This window comes from Pseudomonas sp. 14P5.3.2, assembly GCF_057799175.1.
The window spans coordinates 48,597-65,812 of the sequence record NZ_JBYOKU010000027.1 but is presented as its reverse complement, the minus strand read 5'-3'; the positions used below and the strand labels follow the sequence as shown (position 1 = coordinate 65,812).

Genomic DNA, 17,216 nt, shown 5'->3' with positions numbered 1-17,216 from the left:
GTGCTGCCGCTGGCGGTTTCGCTCTTACAGCGAGTCACCTTTTCCAAACGCCGAAAAGGTAACCCAAAAGGCTTTGCCCCGGCGTACGGCACTTCGCTTAGGCTCAGTGTTCCCTCGCTACGGTGTCCATCCGGGGGCATCGCCTCCGGTTTGCTTCGCTGCACCTCCTCTCGATGGATGCGGCTTCGCCGCATGGCGCTGCGCGCCTATCCCCCGGATGAACACCTCCGCTCGGCCTGCCGAAGGGGCAGAAGATCAAAAGCCACATCAAAAGCCACATCAAAAGCCAAAGCCAAAGCCAAAGCCAAAGCCAAAGCCAAAGCAGATCAAAGGATCACAGCCTTCGGCAGTTCCTACATGGGATTGGGTGTATTCAGTTGGAGATTGGTCGGCTGACAGGCCTTCTTCGCGAGCAAGCCCGCTCCCACAGTTGGGCCGGGTGCATCCGCAAGAGATTGGTCGGCTCGTAGGCCGCCATCGCCAGCAGGCTGGCTCCTACAATTTAGAAAGCGTGCCCCGCATGCGGCGAAGCCGCCCCACTCAACACAATGAGCGTTAGCTCGAGTAAAGCTTTTGATCTCAGGGCCCGTCGGCAGGCTGAGTGGAGGGATTTATCCGGGGGTGGGAGCGCAGCGACCGTTTGGCGCAGCCAAACACAGCGAGAGGAGGTGCAGCGAAGCAAACCGTAGGCGCTGCCCCCCGGATGAATCCCGGAGCGAAGGAACCCGAGCCCAGGCGAGGGCCGAACGTCAGGGCACAGACCTTTTGGTTACTTTTGGGGCGTTTGCCAAAAGTGACCCGCCGTAAGGGCGGAACCCTAATCAGCCTTCACCAAAAAAACGGATATACACCCAAAACTCAATCAGAACCGCGAACACTACTCCGATACATAAAGACCAAAGCCAACCCCAGACAAACCATCGCCAACACCCGAGAAGACGAAAGCTCGATCGCCGGATTCCCCAACCAGCCAAAATTATCAATCAACATCCCCATCCCAAGTTGACCAACAATCACCGCAACAGTCGCCACCGCCGTCCCGACAACAGGCACCGCGCCGACCATGACCATCATGTAAACCACCCCAAACAGCGCCCCGCAGACCTGCCACTTCGGCACATCGAGCAAACTCACCGCATGGGCCGGCTCAAAAAACACAATCAACAACCCGGTGATCACCGCCCCGACGAAAAACGTCAGCAAACTGCTGCGCAACACCCCGACGCTTTCACCGAGGCGTCCATTGATCGCCGCCTGGACACTCAACACCGCGCCCGCCAACACCACCACTGCCAACAAAATAACCAGACTCATCTTCAACCCCGCGCAATCAGAACCAATGCCACCACAATCAACCCCAATGCCAGCCACCGCTCGGCATTGACCTTCTTGCGCGTCGCGCCGAACCAGCCGAAATGGTCGATCAGCACACTCTTGCCGACCTGCCCGGACAAAATCGCGATCATCGTCATGGCAATCCCGATATGCGGTGTCGCCAGGGTCAGCACCACCACATAGATCGGCCCGAGGAGTCCGCCGATCAACTGCCAGCGCGGCAGGTCAGTCAGCGCCGGGCCTTTCTGCGGGCCGGCGAACAACAGCAGCAAAAACAGAATCGCCGAACCCACGCCGAAGATGCTCAAAGTCGCCCACAGATGCCCGACCTGCTCCCCCAACGGCCCCAGCAACCCGGCCTCCATCGACAGGCCCATGCCGGCCAGAATCACCAGCGGCAGCAACAACAGGCGCAACCCCGGCCGGGTCGCCGGCGCCGCCACACTCACTTCTTCCAACGTCTGCATCATCCAAACCCACGCAAGTAAACGATGGCGCGGATTATCGGCTGGCGCCGCTGTGCGATAAATGGGAGCATCCAGACAACACTTTTGCGCAACTCGCACAGCAGGACGATTCATGCACGGGCTTAACGAACTGGGCTTCAAGGCACTCAGGCTGTTTGTGGCGGTGCTCGATCACGGCAGTTTTTCCGAAGTCGCCCGGCGCGAGGGCGTGGCGCCCTCTTCGATCTCGCGGCAGATCCAGTTGATGGAGCAGGCGCTGAACCAGCAACTGCTCTACCGCCACACCCGCGCCGTGACGCCGACCGAGGCCGGGCGCATGCTCGGCCACCATGCGCGGCTGGTGCTGGTGCAACTGGAAGAGGCCGAGCAGGCGTTGCAGGAACAGCAAAGCGAACCCACCGGGCTGGTGCGGATCAACGCGCCGGTGGTGTTCGGCCAACGCCATCTGACGCCGTGGCTCGGTCAGTTGTGCGCGCGCTATTCGAAGCTGCAACTGGACATCCAGCAGACTGACCATTACGTCGACCCGTTGCAGGAAGGCGCCGACCTGCTGTTCCGCATCGGCCCGATGCACGACTCGAGCATGCAGGCGCGGATTCTCGCGCCGCACCGTTTCCAGGTCGCGGCCAGCCCGACTTATCTGAAGCGCCACGGCACACCGCAACACCCGGAAGATCTGGCGCAGCACCAATGCCTGGCCTACAAAGGCGCGACCGGTCAGCAACGCTGGTTTTTCCGGCGGGATCAGGGCGACTGGACGCCCTACTCGGTCAAAGGCCCGATCACCGGCAACCACGCCGACACCCTCACCCAAGCGGCCGAGCAAGGCCTCGGGTTAGTGATGTTTCCGTCATGGCTGATTGGTGAAGCGGTGCGCGAAGGCAGGCTGGTGCCGGTGCTGGGGGACTATCAGGTGTCGAACAGCCTCGAACCGCAGCAGATCGCGGTGCTGTGGCCGGGGAGTCGGCGGCTGTCGGTGAAGGTGCGGACGGTGATTGATTTCTTCGTCGAGTGCTTCGGCGAAGTGCCGTACTGGGACCGCCCCTGAGCCTTGCACAAAACCCAATGTGGGAGCGGGCTTGCTCGCGAAGGCGTCGTGTCAGTCAACGATTCTGTATCTGACACACCGCATTCGCGAGCAAGCCCGCTCCCACAAAGTTTTTGCAGCAACCTTAAATACGGAACTGGCCCACCAGTTTGCCCAATCGCTGGCCAAGTTCGGCCAGGCTGCGCGAAGTCTGCGCGCCCAACTGGGTCTCATCCGCCACGCTGTCCACCGCCACCGCGATCTGATGCACGCTGCGGTTGATCTCTTCGGCCACCGCGGTTTGTTCCTCGGCTGCGCTGGCGATCTGCGCGTTCATCGAGTTGATGGTCGCGATCAGGTCAGCCATCGCGTCCAGCGACGCGCCGGCCTGATTGGCCTGCGCCGAGGTGCCATCGCCCGCTTCACTGGAACGGCGCATCGCCTCGACCGCCGACTGCGTGCCGGCCTGCAGGCGATCGATCATGCCTTGAATTTCCTGGGTGCTGATCTGCGTGCGGCTGGCCAGTGCCCGCACTTCGTCCGCCACCACCGCAAAGCCGCGTCCGGCCTCCCCGGCGCGCGCCGCTTCAATCGCCGCGTTCAGCGCCAGCAGGTTAGTCTGCTCGGCAATCGAGCGGATCACCCCGAGCACGCCGACAATCGACGACACGTCCTGCTGCAGGCTGTCGAGCGACACGCCGCTGCTGCGAATGTCATCCACCAGCGCATGAATCTGTTTGATGCTGCCAGCCACCACGCGTTTGGCGCTCTGGCCTTCTTCATCGGTCTGCTGCGCGGCGACGGCGGCGTTCTGCGCGCTCTTGGCAACTTCCTGAGCAGCGGCGGACATCTCGTTGATCGCCGTGGCGACCTGATCGGTCTCGTGGCGCTGACGCTCCATCGCCTGATCGGAACGCTGAGCCTGATCGGAAACCTGGGTCACCAGGCCGGTCAGTTGCGTGGTCATCTCGGTGATCTGCCGCACCAGACCGTGGATCTTGTCGACGAAACGGTTGAACGAGCCAGCCAGTTCGCCGAGTTCGTCCTGGCTGGTGATGTTCAGCCGGCGGGTCAGATCGCCCTCGCCCGCCGCGATGTCGTCGAGATTGGCTTTCATCAGGTTCAGCGGCCGCAGAATGGTATTGGCCAGCAGCATCCCGGCGATGGCAATCACCAACAACACCACCAGCGCCACACCAACGATGCTGAGGATCACCCCCTCCATGCGCTCCTGCACTTGCGCCTGCACTACCGCGACTTGCGCTTCGATGCCGTCGAGGTTGACCGACGTACCGACCGCCATGTCCCATTTCGCCAGGTACTCGGTGTAGCCGAGTTTTGGCACCAGCACGTTGGCATTGCCCGGCAGCGGCGAGCTGTATTGCAGATAGTGGGTGCCGTCCTTCGCCACTTTCACCAGGCCGAGGTTGACGTAGACGCCATTCGGGTCACGGTTGTCCTTGAAACTTTTGCCCACGCCTTCGGGGTCGTTGGCCTTGAACAGGCGCACGGTCTCGGAGTCGTAGCCGAAGAAATAGCCGTCCTTGCCGTAGCGGATGCCCGACAGCAGCTTGATCGCCTGCGCCCGCGCCGCGTTGTCACCGGGGGCGGCAGCGTCGTACAGCGGCTTGATCGTGGTCATCGCCACGGCGACGTAACTTTGCAGCGTGGCCTTGGCGTCGGCGAGCAGGCGCTCGCGGGTCTGTTCGACTTCGGTGTGTGCCTGTTGCTGGAGGATGAACAGCGTGGTCAGGCTGATGACCAGCGCAAAGAGCAGCACCGGCAGGACGGCAAGGGACAGGACTTTGGCCTTGAGACTCAAGCGCATGGGGGGGCTCACTCTTTTGGTTTTATTGGCGTGGTTAAAGGCGTTAACGGCACGCGCAAGCAAAAGTTGAGCGGGGGATTCACCGCATTCCCCTGTGGGAGCGGGCTTGCTCGCGAAGGCGTCGTGTCAGTCAACATTTATGTTTCTGATACACCGCATTCGCGAGCAAGCCCGCTCCCACAGGTTTCAGCGTTTACAACACCATCGCGGCCACCCAGCCAAACGCCAGCAGCGGAAGGTTGTAGTGCAGGAAGGTCGGGACCACGGTGTCCCAGATGTGGTGATGCTGGCCATCGACGTTCAGCCCGGAGGTCGGGCCCAGTGTCGAGTCCGAGGCCGGCGAGCCGGTGTCGCCCAGCGCCCCCGCGGTGCCGACGATGCACACGATGGCCATCGGGCTGAAGCCCAGCTGCACGCACAGCGGCACGAAAATCGCTGCCAGAATCGGCACCGTGGAGAACGACGAGCCGATACCGATGGTCACCATCAGGCCCACCAGCAGCATCAACAGCGCGCCGATCGCCTGACTGTGATCGATCCACGCCGCCGCACTTTCGACCAGCGAGCGCACTTCGCCGGTAGCCTTGAGCACTTCGGCGAACCCCGAGGCGGAGATCATGATGAAGCCGATCATCGCCATCATTTTCATGCCTTCGGTGAACAGGTCATCGGTCTCGCGCCACTTGACGATGCCCGAGGCCGAGAAGATCAGGAACCCGGCCAGTGCGCCGATAATCATCGAATCCAGCAGCAACTGAATGATGAACGCGGCGGCAATCGCCAGACCGGCAATGCCAATGGTCTTCGGGTTGTAGGCGACGCTGACTTGCTCGACCTGCTCGATCTTCTCCAGATCGTAAACGCGCTTTTTCCGATAGCTGAAAAACACCGCCATCAACAGGCCGAAGACCATGCCCAGGGCCGGAATCGCCATGGCGTGCATGACGTTGATCTGGCTGATATCGACCCCGGCCTTGCTGACGTTGGCCAGCAGGATCTGGTTGAGGAAGATGTTGCCGAAACCCACCGGGAACACCATGTACGGGGTGATCAGGCCGAAGGTCATGACGCAGGCGATGAGCCGGCGATCCAGCTGCAACTTGGTCAGTACATAGAGCAGCGGCGGCACCAGCAGCGGGATGAACGCAATGTGGATCGGCAGGATGTTCTGCGAGGCAATCGCCACCACCCACAGCAGGCCGATCAGCAGCCACTTGACGCTGCCGCCGCCGGTCGAGTGTTGGCGGTCGACCATCGCCAGGGCCTTGTCGGCCAGCGCATGGGCCAGTCCGGACTTGGCAATCGCCACGGCGAAAGCGCCGAGCAATGCGTAGGACAACGCCACCGTCGCCCCGCCACCCAGGCCGCTGTTGAACGCCTTGAGTGTGGCGTCGATGCCCAGACCACCGGTCAGGCCACCGACCAGCGCACCGACGATCAGGGCGATCACCACGTGCACGCGGGACAGGCTGAGGATCAGCATGACGCCGACCGCAGCAATCACTGCATTCATTTCACTACCTCAAAAACACTGCGATGAAATCATCACCGCCAGACAGGATGAGTCCGCCAACGCTTGACCGGCGGATTTGCAAAGAGGGTCTTATTAGAAGGGCGCGCACTGTGCCGCAGAGTGGCGGCGGTGTCAAAGCGAGCGGCTGAACTGAAATGTAACTGACAATGCAGAACCCGGTGATGCGCAGGAGATCCCTGTGGCGAGGGAGCTTGCTCCCGCTCGGCTGCGCAGCAGTCGCAAACTCGGTAGACGCGTTATGCCTGAATGACCGCATTAGCAGGGTTTGGGGGCGCTACGCACCCCAGCGGGAGCAAGCTCCCTCGCCACAGGGGCCTAAATGTCACTCAGCTGCGGCAATTGGTCATATTGCGCCTGAACAATAAAGAAAGCCGAAACGCGGCCGTTACAGTGCAAAGTCTCAGATATTTATCGAATAAGGACGTCTCCATGTCGCTCAGACAACTTTCCATTCAATGGAAAATCACCCTGCTCGCCGGCCTGTGCCTGGCGGGCATCGTGACCCTGCTGGTGGGTCTTTCGCTGTATCGCATGGAGCACAGCTCCGAGCTGGTGAAAGCTTCGAGCATGGAGATGCTGACCGAGTCAGCCCAGGCGCGCATTGAATCCCAAGGCGAAGTGCAGGCGGCCGGGATTCGCCAGCAGTTCATGGACGCCTATCAATACGGTCACGGTTTCTCGCGGCAGGTGCTGTTCCTGCGCGAACAGGCCGAGAAGCGCTTCCTCGACGCCTTCGACCTGCGCGAAGACATGACCCGCCAAGTCAAGTCCGCCTTGCAAGCCAACCCGGATCTGCTCGGTCTGTCGCTGGTGTTCGAAGCCAACGCACTGGATGGCAAGGATGAATTGTTCGCCGGTCAGGCCGAACTGGGCAGCAACGACAAGGGCCGCTTCGCCCTGTACTGGTCGCAGCCGACTCCGGGTAAGGTCACCTCGATGGCCCTTCCGGAAAGCGACATGGCCGACACCAGCACCGGCCCCAGCGGTCAGGCCGCCAACGCCTGGTTCACCTGCCCGCGCACCACGCTCAAGCCGTGCGTGATCGAGCCGTACTTCTATGTGATCGACGGCCAGAACGTGCTGATGACCAGCATCGTCTTCCCGCTGATGGTCAACGGCAAAGTCATCGCCTCGCTGTCGGTAGACATCAACCTCAACAGCCTGCAAGCGATCAGCCAGGGCGCGAGCAAAAAGCTCTACGACGGCCAGACTGCCGTGAGCATCATCAGCCCCACCGGTCTGCTCGCCGGCTACAGCCCGGATGCGAGCAAACTGAGCAAGCGCCTGGATGCCGTGGATACCGTCAGCGGCGCCGAACTGCTGCGTCAACTCGCCGCCAGCAGCAGCGTCAGCAGCCTGCACAGCAACGGCCAGTTGAAAGTGTTGTCGCCGTTCCAGCCGATCCCCGGCGGCCCGTCGTGGGGCGTGTTGCTCGACGTGCCGGAAAAGGTGCTGGTCAGCCGCGCCGAAGCGCTCAAGCAGCAACTGGATGCGAGCAACAACTCCGGCACCCTGATCGAGCTGAGCCTCGGCGTGCTGGCGGCATTGGTCGGCCTGCTGCTGGTGTGGCTGATGGCGCGCAGCGTGACCAAACCGATCCTCGGCGTGGCGCATATGCTCGAAGACATCGCCAGTGGTGAAGGTGATCTGACCCGCCGTCTGGCCTATGACAAGCAGGATGAACTCGGTCAACTGGCCGGCTGGTTCAACAAGTTCCTCGACAAGTTGCAGCCGATCATCGCCGAAGTGAAACGCTCGGTGCAGGACGCGCGCAACACCGCCGACCAGTCCTCGGCCATCGCCACCCAGACCAGCGCCGGCATGGAACAGCAATACCGCCAGGTCGATCAGGTCGCCACTGCGTCCCACGAAATGAGCGCCACCGCGCAGGACGTCGCACGCAGTGCTGCGCAAGCCGCCGAAGCGGCGAAGGACGCCGACCGCGCCACCCGTCAGGGCCTGACCGTGATCGACCGCACCACCGCGAGCATCGACACCCTTGCCGCTGACATGAGCGCGGCGATGGTTCAAGTCGAAGGCCTGGCCGCCAACAGCGAGAAGATCGGCACCGTGCTGGAAACCATCCGCGCCATCGCCGAACAGACCAACCTGTTGGCGCTCAATGCGGCGATCGAAGCAGCGCGTGCCGGTGAAGCCGGGCGTGGTTTTGCCGTGGTCGCCGACGAAGTGCGCAACCTCGCCCGCCGCACCCAAGAGTCGGTGGAAGAAACCCGTCAGGTGATCGAACAACTGCAGACCGGTACCCAGGATGTGGTCGGGTCGATGGGCAACAGCCATCGGCAGGCGCAGGGCAGTGTCGAACAGGTCGGGCAAGCGGTGACCGCACTGCGCCAGATCGGCGATGCGGTGACGGTGATCAGCGACATGAACCTGCAGATCGCCAGCGCGGCGGAAGAACAGAGCGCGGTGGCCGAGGAGATCAACAACAACGTGGCAACCATTCGCGACGTGACCGAATCGCTGTCCGGGCAGGCCAACGAGTCGGCGCGGGTGAGCCAGTCGCTGAACAGCCTGGCGAATCAGCAGCAGAGTCTGATGGATCAGTTCCGGGTCTGACTGCCCCACCCTACCCTGTAGGAGCTGCCGAAGGCTGCGATCTTTTGATCTTGGTTTTTAATAGATCAAAGTCAAAAGATCGCAGCCTTCGGCAGCTCCTACAGGGGATTTGTGGTGTTGGGAAAATCAGCGTTTAGGCAACTCGATCACCACTTTCAACCCGCCCCACTCGCTCTCGCCCAGCACCAGCACCCCGCCCCACGTCTCGACGATATCGCGCACAATCCCCAGCCCCAGACCATGCCCGTCAGTCTGCTCGTCGAGCCGCGTGCCACGGCTGAATACCTGACTACGCTGCTCTTCGGGAATCCCCGGCCCGTCATCTTCAACGCTCAGGGCGTAGCCGTCAGTACGTTCGATCACACTCAGACGCACCTCGGCATCCGCCCACTTGCAGGCGTTGTCCAGCAAGTTGCCGAGCAGTTCCAGCAAGTCCTCGCGATCCCACGGCAGTTGCAGCCCCGGCGGCGCGACGTAACTCAACGCCAGATGCTCGCCGTGGATCATGTTCAGCGTCGCCAGCAGGCCCGGCAATTCCGCGTCACAATCAAACAGCGCGCCGGGCAGCGCATCACCGGATAACCGTGCGCGATTGAGTTCGCGATTGAGCCGCTGTTGCACCTGCTCCAGTTGTTCCTTGAGGATCTTGCGCAGCTCCGGATGGGCGTCGAGTTTTTCGCTCGATGCCAGACTCAAGAGCACCGCCAACGGCGTTTTCAGCGCATGCCCCAGATTGCCCAGTGCATTGCGTGAACGCTTGAGGCTGTCCTCTGTGTGCGCCAGCAAATGGTTGATCTGCGCCACCAGCGGCTCCAGTTCCACCGGCACCTGATCGTCCAGTTGCGAGCGCTGGCCCTGCTGCAACTGGGCGATCTGCTCGCGAGCCCGCTCCAGCGGCTTCAACGCGCGGCGCACCGTCAGCCGTTGCAGGATCAGAATCAGCAGCAATCCGGCCAGCCCCAGGCCGAGACCGATCTGGCGCATGCGCTGGAAACTCTCGCGCACCGGGGTGTAATCCTGGGCGACGCTGATCGAGATCGACTGCCCCAGACGTCGATAGTCCGAGCGCAATACCAGCAACTGCTGACCGTCCGGCCCCAGTTGCAGGTTGCTGTGCAAACCGGGGTGTTCCAGCAGCGGCAGATCCTGATCCCACAGCGAACGCGAGCGCCAGTGGCTGTCGGCAAAATCGATGCGGAAGTAATGCCCGGAAAACGGTCGCTGATAGGCCGGCGACAGGTGCCGCTCATCCAGTTGCAAACCCTGCGGGCCGCGCACCAGCGCCACCAGCAGACTTTCGCTGTCGTTGCGCAGTCCGGCTTCGAGATAGCGCTGCAAACCGACTTCGAACAACCAAAGGCTGGTTTGCGCCAGCACCACGCCGACGATCACCATCACGCTGATCAGGCCCATGCTCAAACGGCGCTGGATCGACCTCACGAAGCTTGCCCGCCGAACAGGTAACCCTGGCCGCGACGGGTTTCGATCACGGCTTTACCGAGCTTGCGCCGCAGATGGTTGACGTGAACTTCGAGGACGTTGGAATCACGCTCGGTCTCGCCGTCGTAGAGGTGCTCGGCGAGGTGGGTCTTCGACAGGATCTGTTCCGGGTGCAGCATGAAATAGCGCAGCAGGCGGAATTCGGCGGCAGTCAGCTGAATCTCGCTGCCGTCGCGGATCACGCACTGGCGACCTTCATCCAGATGCAGGCCGGCAGCCTTGAGCGTCGGCTGATTGGCCTGGCCCTTGGAGCGGCGCAACAGCGACTGCACTCGCAAATGCAGCTCTTCGGGATGGAACGGTTTGGTCAGGTAATCGTCGGCGCCGGCCTTCAGGCCTTCGATGCGCTCGGCCCAGGAATCGCGGGCGGTGAGGATCAGCACCGGGGTCGACAACCCACCCGCGCGCCATTGCGCCAGCACCTCCAGACCAGGAACGCCGGGCAGGCCGAGGTCGAGAATGATCAGGTCATAGGGCTCGCTGCTGCCCTGATAAACCGCATCGCGCCCGTCCGCCAGCCAGTCCACCGCGTAGCCTTGGCGCTGCAGGCCGGCGATCAGTTCGTCGGCGAGCGGCACGTGGTCTTCCACCAGAAGCAAACGCATCGGTCAATCTTCCTTGTCTTTGAGTAATTGGCCGGAATCGGCTTTCAGGTGCAGTTCGCGCGCCACGCCCTCGACCGTCAGCAACTCGACTTCATAAACATAGACGTCGTGCTTTTCCTCCAGCTCGACTTCCAGCAGTTTCGCTCCGGGGTAGCGATCCAGTGCCTGTTGCAGCACCTGTTCCAGCGGCAGGATCACCCCCTGCTGACGCAGACGCAGTGCTTCATCGGGGCCAAGATCACGGGCCACCGCCACCGAGCAGAATGCCAATAGCACCAGGGCCAGTCGGCTGCCGGTGCGTGGCTGTAACAAATACGGCTTCATTAAGTATCCTGATGATCCTTGAGCACTTGCCCACTGACCGCGTCCAGTTCCAGGTCCCACTCCAACCCTTGCGGGTCACGCATTTCGATCTGGTAGATGTACTTGCCGTACTGCTCTTCCAGTTCGGTATCGGTGATGGTCGAACCCGGGTGTCTGGTCAGCGCCGTGGCGTTGAGCTTCTCGAAGGACACGATAGTACCAGCGTCGCGCAGGCGCAGGGCTTCATCGGGGCCAAGATCGCGGGCATGGGCGAGGCTGGCGGTCAGGCCGATGATCGCGGCAATGGACAGGGCAGTCAGGGTTTTCATGGGTGTCTCCGTATTTTTATGTGCAGCTACGGTGGGCACCTTAGCGGGATGAACTTAACTGAAACTGAATTGCCATCATTGCGCATGGCCCCAACCTCATTTGCAGATTCATGCAAAACCCTGTGGGAGCGGGCTTGCTCGCGAATGCGGTGGGTCAGCAATAATGATGGCGACTGATACACCGCTTTCGCGAGCAAGCCCGCTCCCACAGGGTCAAGTAGTGCGCCTATAATCCAAAGCTTGCTAACGATCGAGACCGGTATGACCGCCATCCACATCAAGTTCCCAGCCCTCACCCTCAAGGCCGGCCCTCGGGCCATGGCACGCATTCGTGCCCAAGGGCTGAACGCCGCCGACGTCGGCACCCTGCCCGGTGCGGCCGGCGGGCCGAAGGCATTGGGGATTCAGGGGCTTGATCTGGCGTTGTTCGGCGAATGGCTGCCGAGCGCGCCACGCGAGCGCTCGCTGATCGGTGCTTCAGTCGGCTCCTGGCGCTTCGCCAGTGCCTGCCTGCCGGATGCCGCCGAAGGCATTCGCCGCCTCGGCCAGTTGTACGCCGAGCAGAACTTCAACAAAGGCGTGACCATGGCCGAGATCAGCGCGAGCTCGCAGCGCATGCTCAATGACCTGCTCGACGGCCGCGACGCCAGCATCCTCAACAATGCCGACTACCGCCTGAACATCATGGTGGTCAAAAGCCACGGACGCCTGGCCGACGATCATCGTGGCCGTCTCGGCCTGGCACTGGGCTCGGTGATCGCCGATAACCTGCGCGGTCGCGCGCGCCTGTCGCGGCACTTCGAACGGCTGATCATTCACGACCCGCGCCTCGCCCCGCCGGTCAATGCGCTGCACGACTTCCCGTCGCGCTTCGTCGCCCTCAATACCGGCAACCTGCGACAGGCACTGCTGGCGTCCGGTTCGATCCCGATGGTCATGGAAGGCGTGCGCGACCTGCCGGGTGCCGGTGCCGGCACCTTCCGCGACGGCGGGCTGCTCGACTATCACCTCGACCTGCCCTACAGCGGCGACGGCATCGTGCTCTATCCGCACTTCACCGACCGGGTGATTCCGGGCTGGTTCGACAAGACTCTGCCTTGGCGCAAGGCCTCGGTCGAGCGCTTGCAGGACGTGCTGTTGCTGGCACCGTCGAAGGAATATCTGGCGCGCCTGCCCTACGGCAAACTGCCGGATCGTAACGACTTCAAGCGCTTCATGGGCGATGCGCCGAGCCGCCAAAAGTACTGGCACGCGGCGATGGAGGAAAGCCGCCGCCTCGGCGACGAGTTTCTTGAACTGGCTGCCAACGGTCGTCTCGCCGAGCGCTTGCTGACCCTTTAGTCAGTGTTTTCCCGCATCGCCAAACACAAGCTGGTAAACTCGCCGCCTGCCCGAATCGCTGCGGCGAACGCCACCTGAACAGAGCCGAAAATACTGTGGAAATCTTCAAGGAATTTACTTTCGAATCCGCCCACCGCCTGCCGCACGTACCGGACGGCCACAAGTGCGGGCGCCTGCACGGTCACTCGTTCAAGGTGGCGATTCACCTGAGCGGCGACCTCGATCCGCACACCGGCTGGATCCGCGATTTCTCCGAGATCAAGGCGATTTTCAAGCCGCTGTACGAGCGTCTGGATCACAACTACCTGAACGACATTCCCGGCCTGGAAAACCCGACCAGCGAAGTCCTGGCCAAATTCATCTGGAATGAAATGAAGCCCCTGCTGCCGGAACTCAGCGCGATCCGCATTCACGAGACCTGCACCAGCGGTTGCATTTATCGCGGTGAGTGATTTGCTCTAAAGAACAATGAAGATCCCTGTGGGAGCGGGCTTGCTCGCGAAGGCATTGCAGCAGTCGACGTATTTTTTGCTGACACACCGCCTTCGCGAGCAAGCCCGCTCCCACAGGGGAATTGGTGTTTTGTCAGGAAAATAGAGAACAGCCCCCGAGGCTGTTTTTTTATGCCTATGCTTTTTGGCTTACCGCGACATCCCCGACCTCTGACCCCCACACAGTGCAAAACTGTGGGAGCGGGCTTGCTCGCGAAAGCGGTGTATCAGTCGCCATCTGCATTGGCTGACCGAGCGCATTCGCGAGCAAGCCCGCTCCCACATTGGGCCTGTGTGTGTTCTGGTGCACTGCTTTCGCCCCGAAATCCCTGACTCAGCTATACATAATCCGCATAACGGTCTTTGGCACGACCACTGCAACCCACCCCGCGTCTCCCCAATCCAGCAAGGAACGCCCCATGACGCAGAACGACCCCGGCAACGACTACCCCCTCAGCGAAGTCCCGATGCATGCACGCAAAGGCCTGGCCTCAACCGCCATGGTGCTGCTCGGTTTCACCTTCTTCACCGCCACCATGTTTGCCGGCGGCAAGCTCGGCGTCGCGTTCAGTTTTGGCGAGATGCTCGCGGTGATCATCATCGGCAATCTGCTGCTCGGGCTCTACGCGGCAGGGCTGGGTTACATCGCGTTCAAAAGTGGCCTGAATTCGGTACTGATGGGGCGCTTCTGTTTCGGCGAGGTCGGCAGCAAGCTCAGCGACCTGATCCTCGGTTTCACCCAGATCGGCTGGTACGCCTGGGGTACCGCGACCGCCGCTGTGGTGCTCGGCAAATACTTCGATCTCGATGAAGGCACGGTGCTCGGCCTGATGGTGCTGTTCGGCCTGGCGTTCTGCGCCACGGCGTATGTCGGTTATCGCGGCCTGGAGATCCTGTCGTACATCGCGGTGCCGGCGATGATGTTGCTGCTGATGCTGTCGATGTGGGTCGCGACCGTAAAAGTCGGTGGCCTCGATGGTTTGCTCTCGGTGATGCCGAGCGGTTCGCTGGACTGGTCGACCGCGATCACGCTGGTGTTCGGCACCTTCGTCAGCGGCGCGACCCAGGCGACCAACTGGACACGCTTCTCGCGGTCGGCACGGGTTGCCGTGCTGGCGAGCCTGATCGGTTTTTTCATCGGCAATGGCCTGATGGTGCTGATCGGTGCCTACGGCGCAATCGTCTATCAGCAGCCGGACGTGGTTGAAGTGTTGCTGCTGCAAGGTTTCGCCATGGCCGCGATGGCCATGCTGTTGCTGAATATCTGGAGCACCCAGGACAACACCATCTACAACTTTGCCGTCGCCGGCTGCAACCTGCTGCGCACCGGCCGACGCAAAACCGTGACCCTGGCGGGCGCGGTGATCGGCACCCTGCTCGCCCTGCTGGGCATGTACGACATGCTGGTGCCGTACCTGATTCTGTTGGGCACGGTGATTCCGCCGATTGGCGGGGTGATCATGGCCGACTTTTTCTTCCGCTGGCGCAGGCGCTATCCACGTCTGGCCGACGCACGGCTGCCGGCGTTCAACTGGCCGGGACTGGGGGCTTACGCGGTCGGCACGCTCGCTGCGTTCCACTCGCCGTGGGTTGCGCCGCTGGTAGGGATTGCTGCCGCCGCGCTAACGTATGTCATCGTCACCGGCCTGCTCGGCGCCCGTCGCGCCACCGTGCCATTACAAGACCTATAAGAAGGATTCGCCTGATGCACATCATCAACGCCCGACTGCGCAACCAGGAAGGTTTGCACGAATTGCACCTGGAAGACGGCCTGATCCGCAGTATCGGTCGCCAGACCGAAGCCCCGACCCTCACCCCCGGCGACCTCGACGCCGGCGGCAATCTGGTGGTGCCGCCCTTCGTCGAGCCGCACATCCACCTCGACGCCACGCTGACGGCCGGCGAGCCACGCTGGAACATGAGCGGCACGCTGTTCGAGGGCATCGAGTGCTGGGGCGAGCGCAAGGTCACCATCACCGAAGAAGACACCAAGACCCGCGCCAAGAAAACCATTCAGGCCTTGGCCGCCCACGGCATCCAGCACGTGCGCACCCACGTCGACGTCACCGATCCGCAGCTCACCGCGCTCAAGGCGATGCTCGAAGTGCGCGAAGAATCCCGGCATCTGATCGACCTGCAAATCGTCGCGTTCCCGCAGGAAGGCATCGAGTCGTACCGCAACGGTCGCGAGCTGATGGAAGAAGCGATTCGCATGGGCGCCGATGTGGTCGGCGGCATTCCGCATTTCGAGTACACCCGTGATCAGGGCGTCAGTTCGGTGAAGTTTCTGATGGATCTGGCCGAGCGCACCGGGTGTCTGGTTGACGTGCATTGCGACGAGACCGACGACCCGCACTCACGCTTTCTCGAAGTGCTCGCCGAAGAGGCACGCAGTCGCGACATGGGCGCGCGGGTCACGGCCAGCCACACCACGGCGATGGGTTCTTACGACAACGCTTACTGCGCCAAACTGTTCCGCCTGCTCGGGCATTCCGGGATCAGTTTCGTCTCCTGCCCGACCGAAAGCATTCACCTGCAGGGGCGCTTCGACAACTTCCCGAAACGCCGAGGCGTGACCCGGGTCAACGAGCTGCTGGAGGCCGGAATGAACGTGTGTTTCGGCCAGGACTCGATCGTCGATCCGTGGTATCCGCTGGGCAACGGCAACATCCTGCGCGTGCTTGAGGCCGGGTTGCACATCTGCCATATGCTCGGCTATCGCAACCTGCAGAACGCGCTGGATCTGGTCACCGATAACAGCGCCAAGGCCATGCATCTGGGCGAGCGTTACGGCCTGGAACAAGGACGCCCGGCGAACCTGCTGATTCTGTCGGCGGACAGCGATTACGAAATGATTCGCAGCCAGGGCTTGCCGCTGTATTCGATTCGCGGCGGCAAGGTGCTGATGAAACGGCAAATGGCGGTGGTGGAGTTCGTCTAAGGTGTAGAGATCGGTGTCATTTCGATGCCGATCCATCCTTATGATGTCGTCCTTTCATGCCGTAGTTCGCGAAGTTGAACAGCCGCCATCCTCACGTTGCTTGAGGACATGCCATGCAACCGAAAACCGCTAACGCTCCCATGCTCACGCTATACAACGAAGGTCGTCAGACTTTCATCGACCTTGTTCCCGACGGCGGTGCCCGCCTCGATGCACTGTTTCATACAGTCCCCGCGCTGGCTGAACTGGCAGTGGGTGTGGTGTACGGGCATCTGCACGCTCGGCCGGGCCTTGATCCACGCCTGCGTGAAGCGGTTTCATTTGCTGCAATCGTTGCGTCGGGCATGGTCGGGCCACCGCTGAGCGTACATTTCAAAACCGGAATGGCGGCGGGTCTGGCGCCTGGGGAAATCACCGAAGTGTTGTTGCAGGCTTCAGCCTTTGCCGGCTTCCCCCGTGCTGTGAGTGCTGCGGATCAACTCAATCATCTGTTCGAGGATGCCGGACTGACTTCGCCACCGCCCCCCACTCCCCGGGAAGTGGCGCTGCAGTTTTGTGATCAGGTTCGTGCGGGACATCCACCGATTCCTGTCAGCACTGCGCTGAAGCGCCAGTTGCGTCAGGCCGACACACTGACATTGCAAGCGTGCTCGGCACAGACAGTGATCATCGAGTGCTTCCAAGCGGACGAGGTCACGCCGCAAGCAATCCTGCACCTGATGGTGCAAGGTGATCAGGCGACGAGAGTGACGCTTTTTGCTCCCCGCTGAACGCAGAAACTGATGCAGGTTTGAGCGCTGTTTCAGGCGCCAAATGCATTGCCTGAACCACCGCCTTCGCGGGCAAGCCCGCTCCCACAGGGTTCTGCACAGAACGGGCATTTGTGAACACCGGTCATCCAATGTGGGAGCGAGCTTGCTCGCGAAGGCTGCGTATCA

Annotated in this window: 15 protein-coding genes and 1 pseudogene; 8 read left to right on the top strand and 8 right to left on the bottom strand. The window is 61.8% G+C overall.

Features of this window, described 5'->3' with window-relative positions:
• Window positions 1-858 precede the first annotated feature (858 nt).
• A complete protein-coding gene (locus AC27VU_RS20385) occupies window positions 859-1,314 on the bottom strand; it encodes a DMT family transporter (RefSeq protein ID WP_003223524.1) in 456 nt (151 codons plus the stop codon).
• A 2-nt stretch (window positions 1,315-1,316) separates the two neighbouring features.
• Complete coding sequence (locus AC27VU_RS20380; RefSeq protein ID WP_045122729.1) at window positions 1,317-1,802, bottom strand: DMT family transporter; 486 nt, start codon at window positions 1,800-1,802, stop codon at window positions 1,317-1,319.
• 112 nt (window positions 1,803-1,914) lie between these two features.
• Here AC27VU_RS20380 and AC27VU_RS20375 point away from each other — a divergent pair, with 112 nt between their 5' ends.
• Complete coding sequence (locus AC27VU_RS20375) at window positions 1,915-2,850, top strand: LysR family transcriptional regulator (RefSeq protein ID WP_488724780.1); 936 nt, start codon at window positions 1,915-1,917, stop codon at window positions 2,848-2,850.
• A gap of 124 nt (window positions 2,851-2,974) precedes the next feature.
• Here the strand turns inward: AC27VU_RS20375 and AC27VU_RS20370 are convergent, their stop codons facing one another.
• Entirely contained in the window at window positions 2,975-4,657 is a 1,683-nt protein-coding gene (locus AC27VU_RS20370) for a methyl-accepting chemotaxis protein (RefSeq protein WP_103522022.1), read from the bottom strand.
• A 193-nt stretch (window positions 4,658-4,850) separates the two neighbouring features.
• Entirely contained in the window at window positions 4,851-6,170 is a 1,320-nt protein-coding gene (locus AC27VU_RS20365; RefSeq protein ID WP_003223519.1) for a Na+/H+ antiporter family protein, read from the bottom strand.
• Window positions 6,171-6,437: 267 nt separating this feature from the next.
• Between AC27VU_RS20365 and AC27VU_RS20360 the strand changes: the two are divergent.
• Together AC27VU_RS20360 and AC27VU_RS20355 are read left to right on the top strand one after the other, a co-directional pair.
• Window positions 6,438-7,910: pseudogene (locus AC27VU_RS20360) on the top strand (cache domain-containing protein); the annotation flags it as partial.
• Window positions 7,911-8,012: 102 nt separating this feature from the next.
• The gene (locus AC27VU_RS20355; RefSeq protein WP_371262551.1) at window positions 8,013-8,768 is read left to right on the top strand and encodes a methyl-accepting chemotaxis protein; all 756 of its coding nucleotides are present in this window, start codon (window positions 8,013-8,015) and stop codon (window positions 8,766-8,768) included.
• A 126-nt stretch (window positions 8,769-8,894) separates the two neighbouring features.
• Here AC27VU_RS20355 and AC27VU_RS20350 read toward each other — a convergent pair whose 3' ends face one another.
• The 4 genes from AC27VU_RS20350 to AC27VU_RS20335 are packed head-to-tail and all read right to left on the bottom strand — an operon-like array spanning window position 8,895 to window position 11,505.
• A complete protein-coding gene (locus tag AC27VU_RS20350) occupies window positions 8,895-10,208 on the bottom strand; it encodes a sensor histidine kinase (RefSeq protein WP_488724779.1) in 1,314 nt (437 codons plus the stop codon).
• The gene (locus AC27VU_RS20345; RefSeq protein WP_003223514.1) at window positions 10,205-10,873 is read right to left on the bottom strand and encodes a response regulator transcription factor; all 669 of its coding nucleotides are present in this window, start codon (window positions 10,871-10,873) and stop codon (window positions 10,205-10,207) included. Before AC27VU_RS20345 ends, AC27VU_RS20350 begins: the two co-directional genes overlap by 4 nt.
• 3 nt (window positions 10,874-10,876) lie before the next feature.
• Window positions 10,877-11,197 carry a PepSY domain-containing protein gene (locus tag AC27VU_RS20340; protein ID WP_003223510.1) on the bottom strand — a complete coding sequence of 107 codons (321 nt, stop codon included), beginning with the start codon at window positions 11,195-11,197 and terminating at the stop codon, window positions 10,877-10,879.
• Window positions 11,197-11,505, bottom strand: a complete 309-nt coding sequence (locus AC27VU_RS20335; protein ID WP_003223509.1) for a PepSY domain-containing protein — start codon at window positions 11,503-11,505, stop codon at window positions 11,197-11,199. The genes AC27VU_RS20340 and AC27VU_RS20335 overlap by 1 nt, the downstream gene beginning before the upstream one ends.
• A 261-nt stretch (window positions 11,506-11,766) precedes the next feature.
• Between AC27VU_RS20335 and AC27VU_RS20330 the strand changes: the two genes are divergently transcribed.
• The 5 genes from AC27VU_RS20330 to AC27VU_RS20310 all read left to right on the top strand — a co-directional run bounded on the left by AC27VU_RS20330 (window position 11,767) and on the right by AC27VU_RS20310 (window position 17,048).
• On the top strand, window positions 11,767-12,846 hold the full coding sequence (locus tag AC27VU_RS20330; RefSeq protein ID WP_488724778.1) for a patatin-like phospholipase family protein: 1,080 nt from the start codon (window positions 11,767-11,769) through the stop codon (window positions 12,844-12,846).
• Window positions 12,847-12,941: 95 nt separating this feature from the next.
• Entirely contained in the window at window positions 12,942-13,298 is a 357-nt protein-coding gene (gene queD, locus AC27VU_RS20325; RefSeq protein ID WP_003223505.1) for a 6-carboxytetrahydropterin synthase QueD, read from the top strand.
• Between the two features lie 458 nt (window positions 13,299-13,756).
• The gene (gene codB, locus AC27VU_RS20320) at window positions 13,757-15,028 is read left to right on the top strand and encodes a cytosine permease (RefSeq protein WP_488724777.1); all 1,272 of its coding nucleotides are present in this window, start codon (window positions 13,757-13,759) and stop codon (window positions 15,026-15,028) included.
• A gap of 14 nt (window positions 15,029-15,042) precedes the next feature.
• On the top strand, window positions 15,043-16,278 hold the full coding sequence (gene codA / locus AC27VU_RS20315) for a cytosine deaminase (RefSeq protein ID WP_488724776.1): 1,236 nt from the start codon (window positions 15,043-15,045) through the stop codon (window positions 16,276-16,278).
• A 113-nt stretch (window positions 16,279-16,391) separates the two neighbouring features.
• Window positions 16,392-17,048, top strand: a complete 657-nt coding sequence (locus tag AC27VU_RS20310; RefSeq protein ID WP_201138231.1) for a carboxymuconolactone decarboxylase family protein — start codon at window positions 16,392-16,394, stop codon at window positions 17,046-17,048.
• Window positions 17,049-17,216 lie beyond the last annotated feature (168 nt).

Excerpts from the sequence above, each read along its gene's own strand:
- AC27VU_RS20375 (WP_488724780.1), top strand. The coding sequence starts at position 1,915 with ATGCACGGGCTTAACGAACTGGGCTTCAAGGCACTCAGGCTGTTTGTG.
- AC27VU_RS20355 (WP_371262551.1), top strand. The coding sequence starts at position 8,013 with ATGGAACAGCAATACCGCCAGGTCGATCAGGTCGCCACTGCGTCCCAC.
- AC27VU_RS20385 (WP_003223524.1), bottom strand. The coding sequence starts at position 1,314 with ATGAGTCTGGTTATTTTGTTGGCAGTGGTGGTGTTGGCGGGCGCGGTG.
- AC27VU_RS20365 (WP_003223519.1), bottom strand. The coding sequence starts at position 6,170 with ATGAATGCAGTGATTGCTGCGGTCGGCGTCATGCTGATCCTCAGCCTG.
- AC27VU_RS20310 (WP_201138231.1), top strand. The coding sequence starts at position 16,392 with ATGCAACCGAAAACCGCTAACGCTCCCATGCTCACGCTATACAACGAA.
- codA (WP_488724776.1), top strand. The coding sequence starts at position 15,043 with ATGCACATCATCAACGCCCGACTGCGCAACCAGGAAGGTTTGCACGAA.
- AC27VU_RS20335 (WP_003223509.1), bottom strand. The coding sequence starts at position 11,505 with ATGAAAACCCTGACTGCCCTGTCCATTGCCGCGATCATCGGCCTGACC.
- AC27VU_RS20330 (WP_488724778.1), top strand. The coding sequence starts at position 11,767 with ATGACCGCCATCCACATCAAGTTCCCAGCCCTCACCCTCAAGGCCGGC.
- AC27VU_RS20370 (WP_103522022.1), bottom strand. The coding sequence starts at position 4,657 with ATGCGCTTGAGTCTCAAGGCCAAAGTCCTGTCCCTTGCCGTCCTGCCG.
- AC27VU_RS20345 (WP_003223514.1), bottom strand. The coding sequence starts at position 10,873 with ATGCGTTTGCTTCTGGTGGAAGACCACGTGCCGCTCGCCGACGAACTG.
- AC27VU_RS20380 (WP_045122729.1), bottom strand. The coding sequence starts at position 1,802 with ATGCAGACGTTGGAAGAAGTGAGTGTGGCGGCGCCGGCGACCCGGCCG.
- codB (WP_488724777.1), top strand. The coding sequence starts at position 13,757 with ATGACGCAGAACGACCCCGGCAACGACTACCCCCTCAGCGAAGTCCCG.
- AC27VU_RS20340 (WP_003223510.1), bottom strand. The coding sequence starts at position 11,197 with ATGAAGCCGTATTTGTTACAGCCACGCACCGGCAGCCGACTGGCCCTG.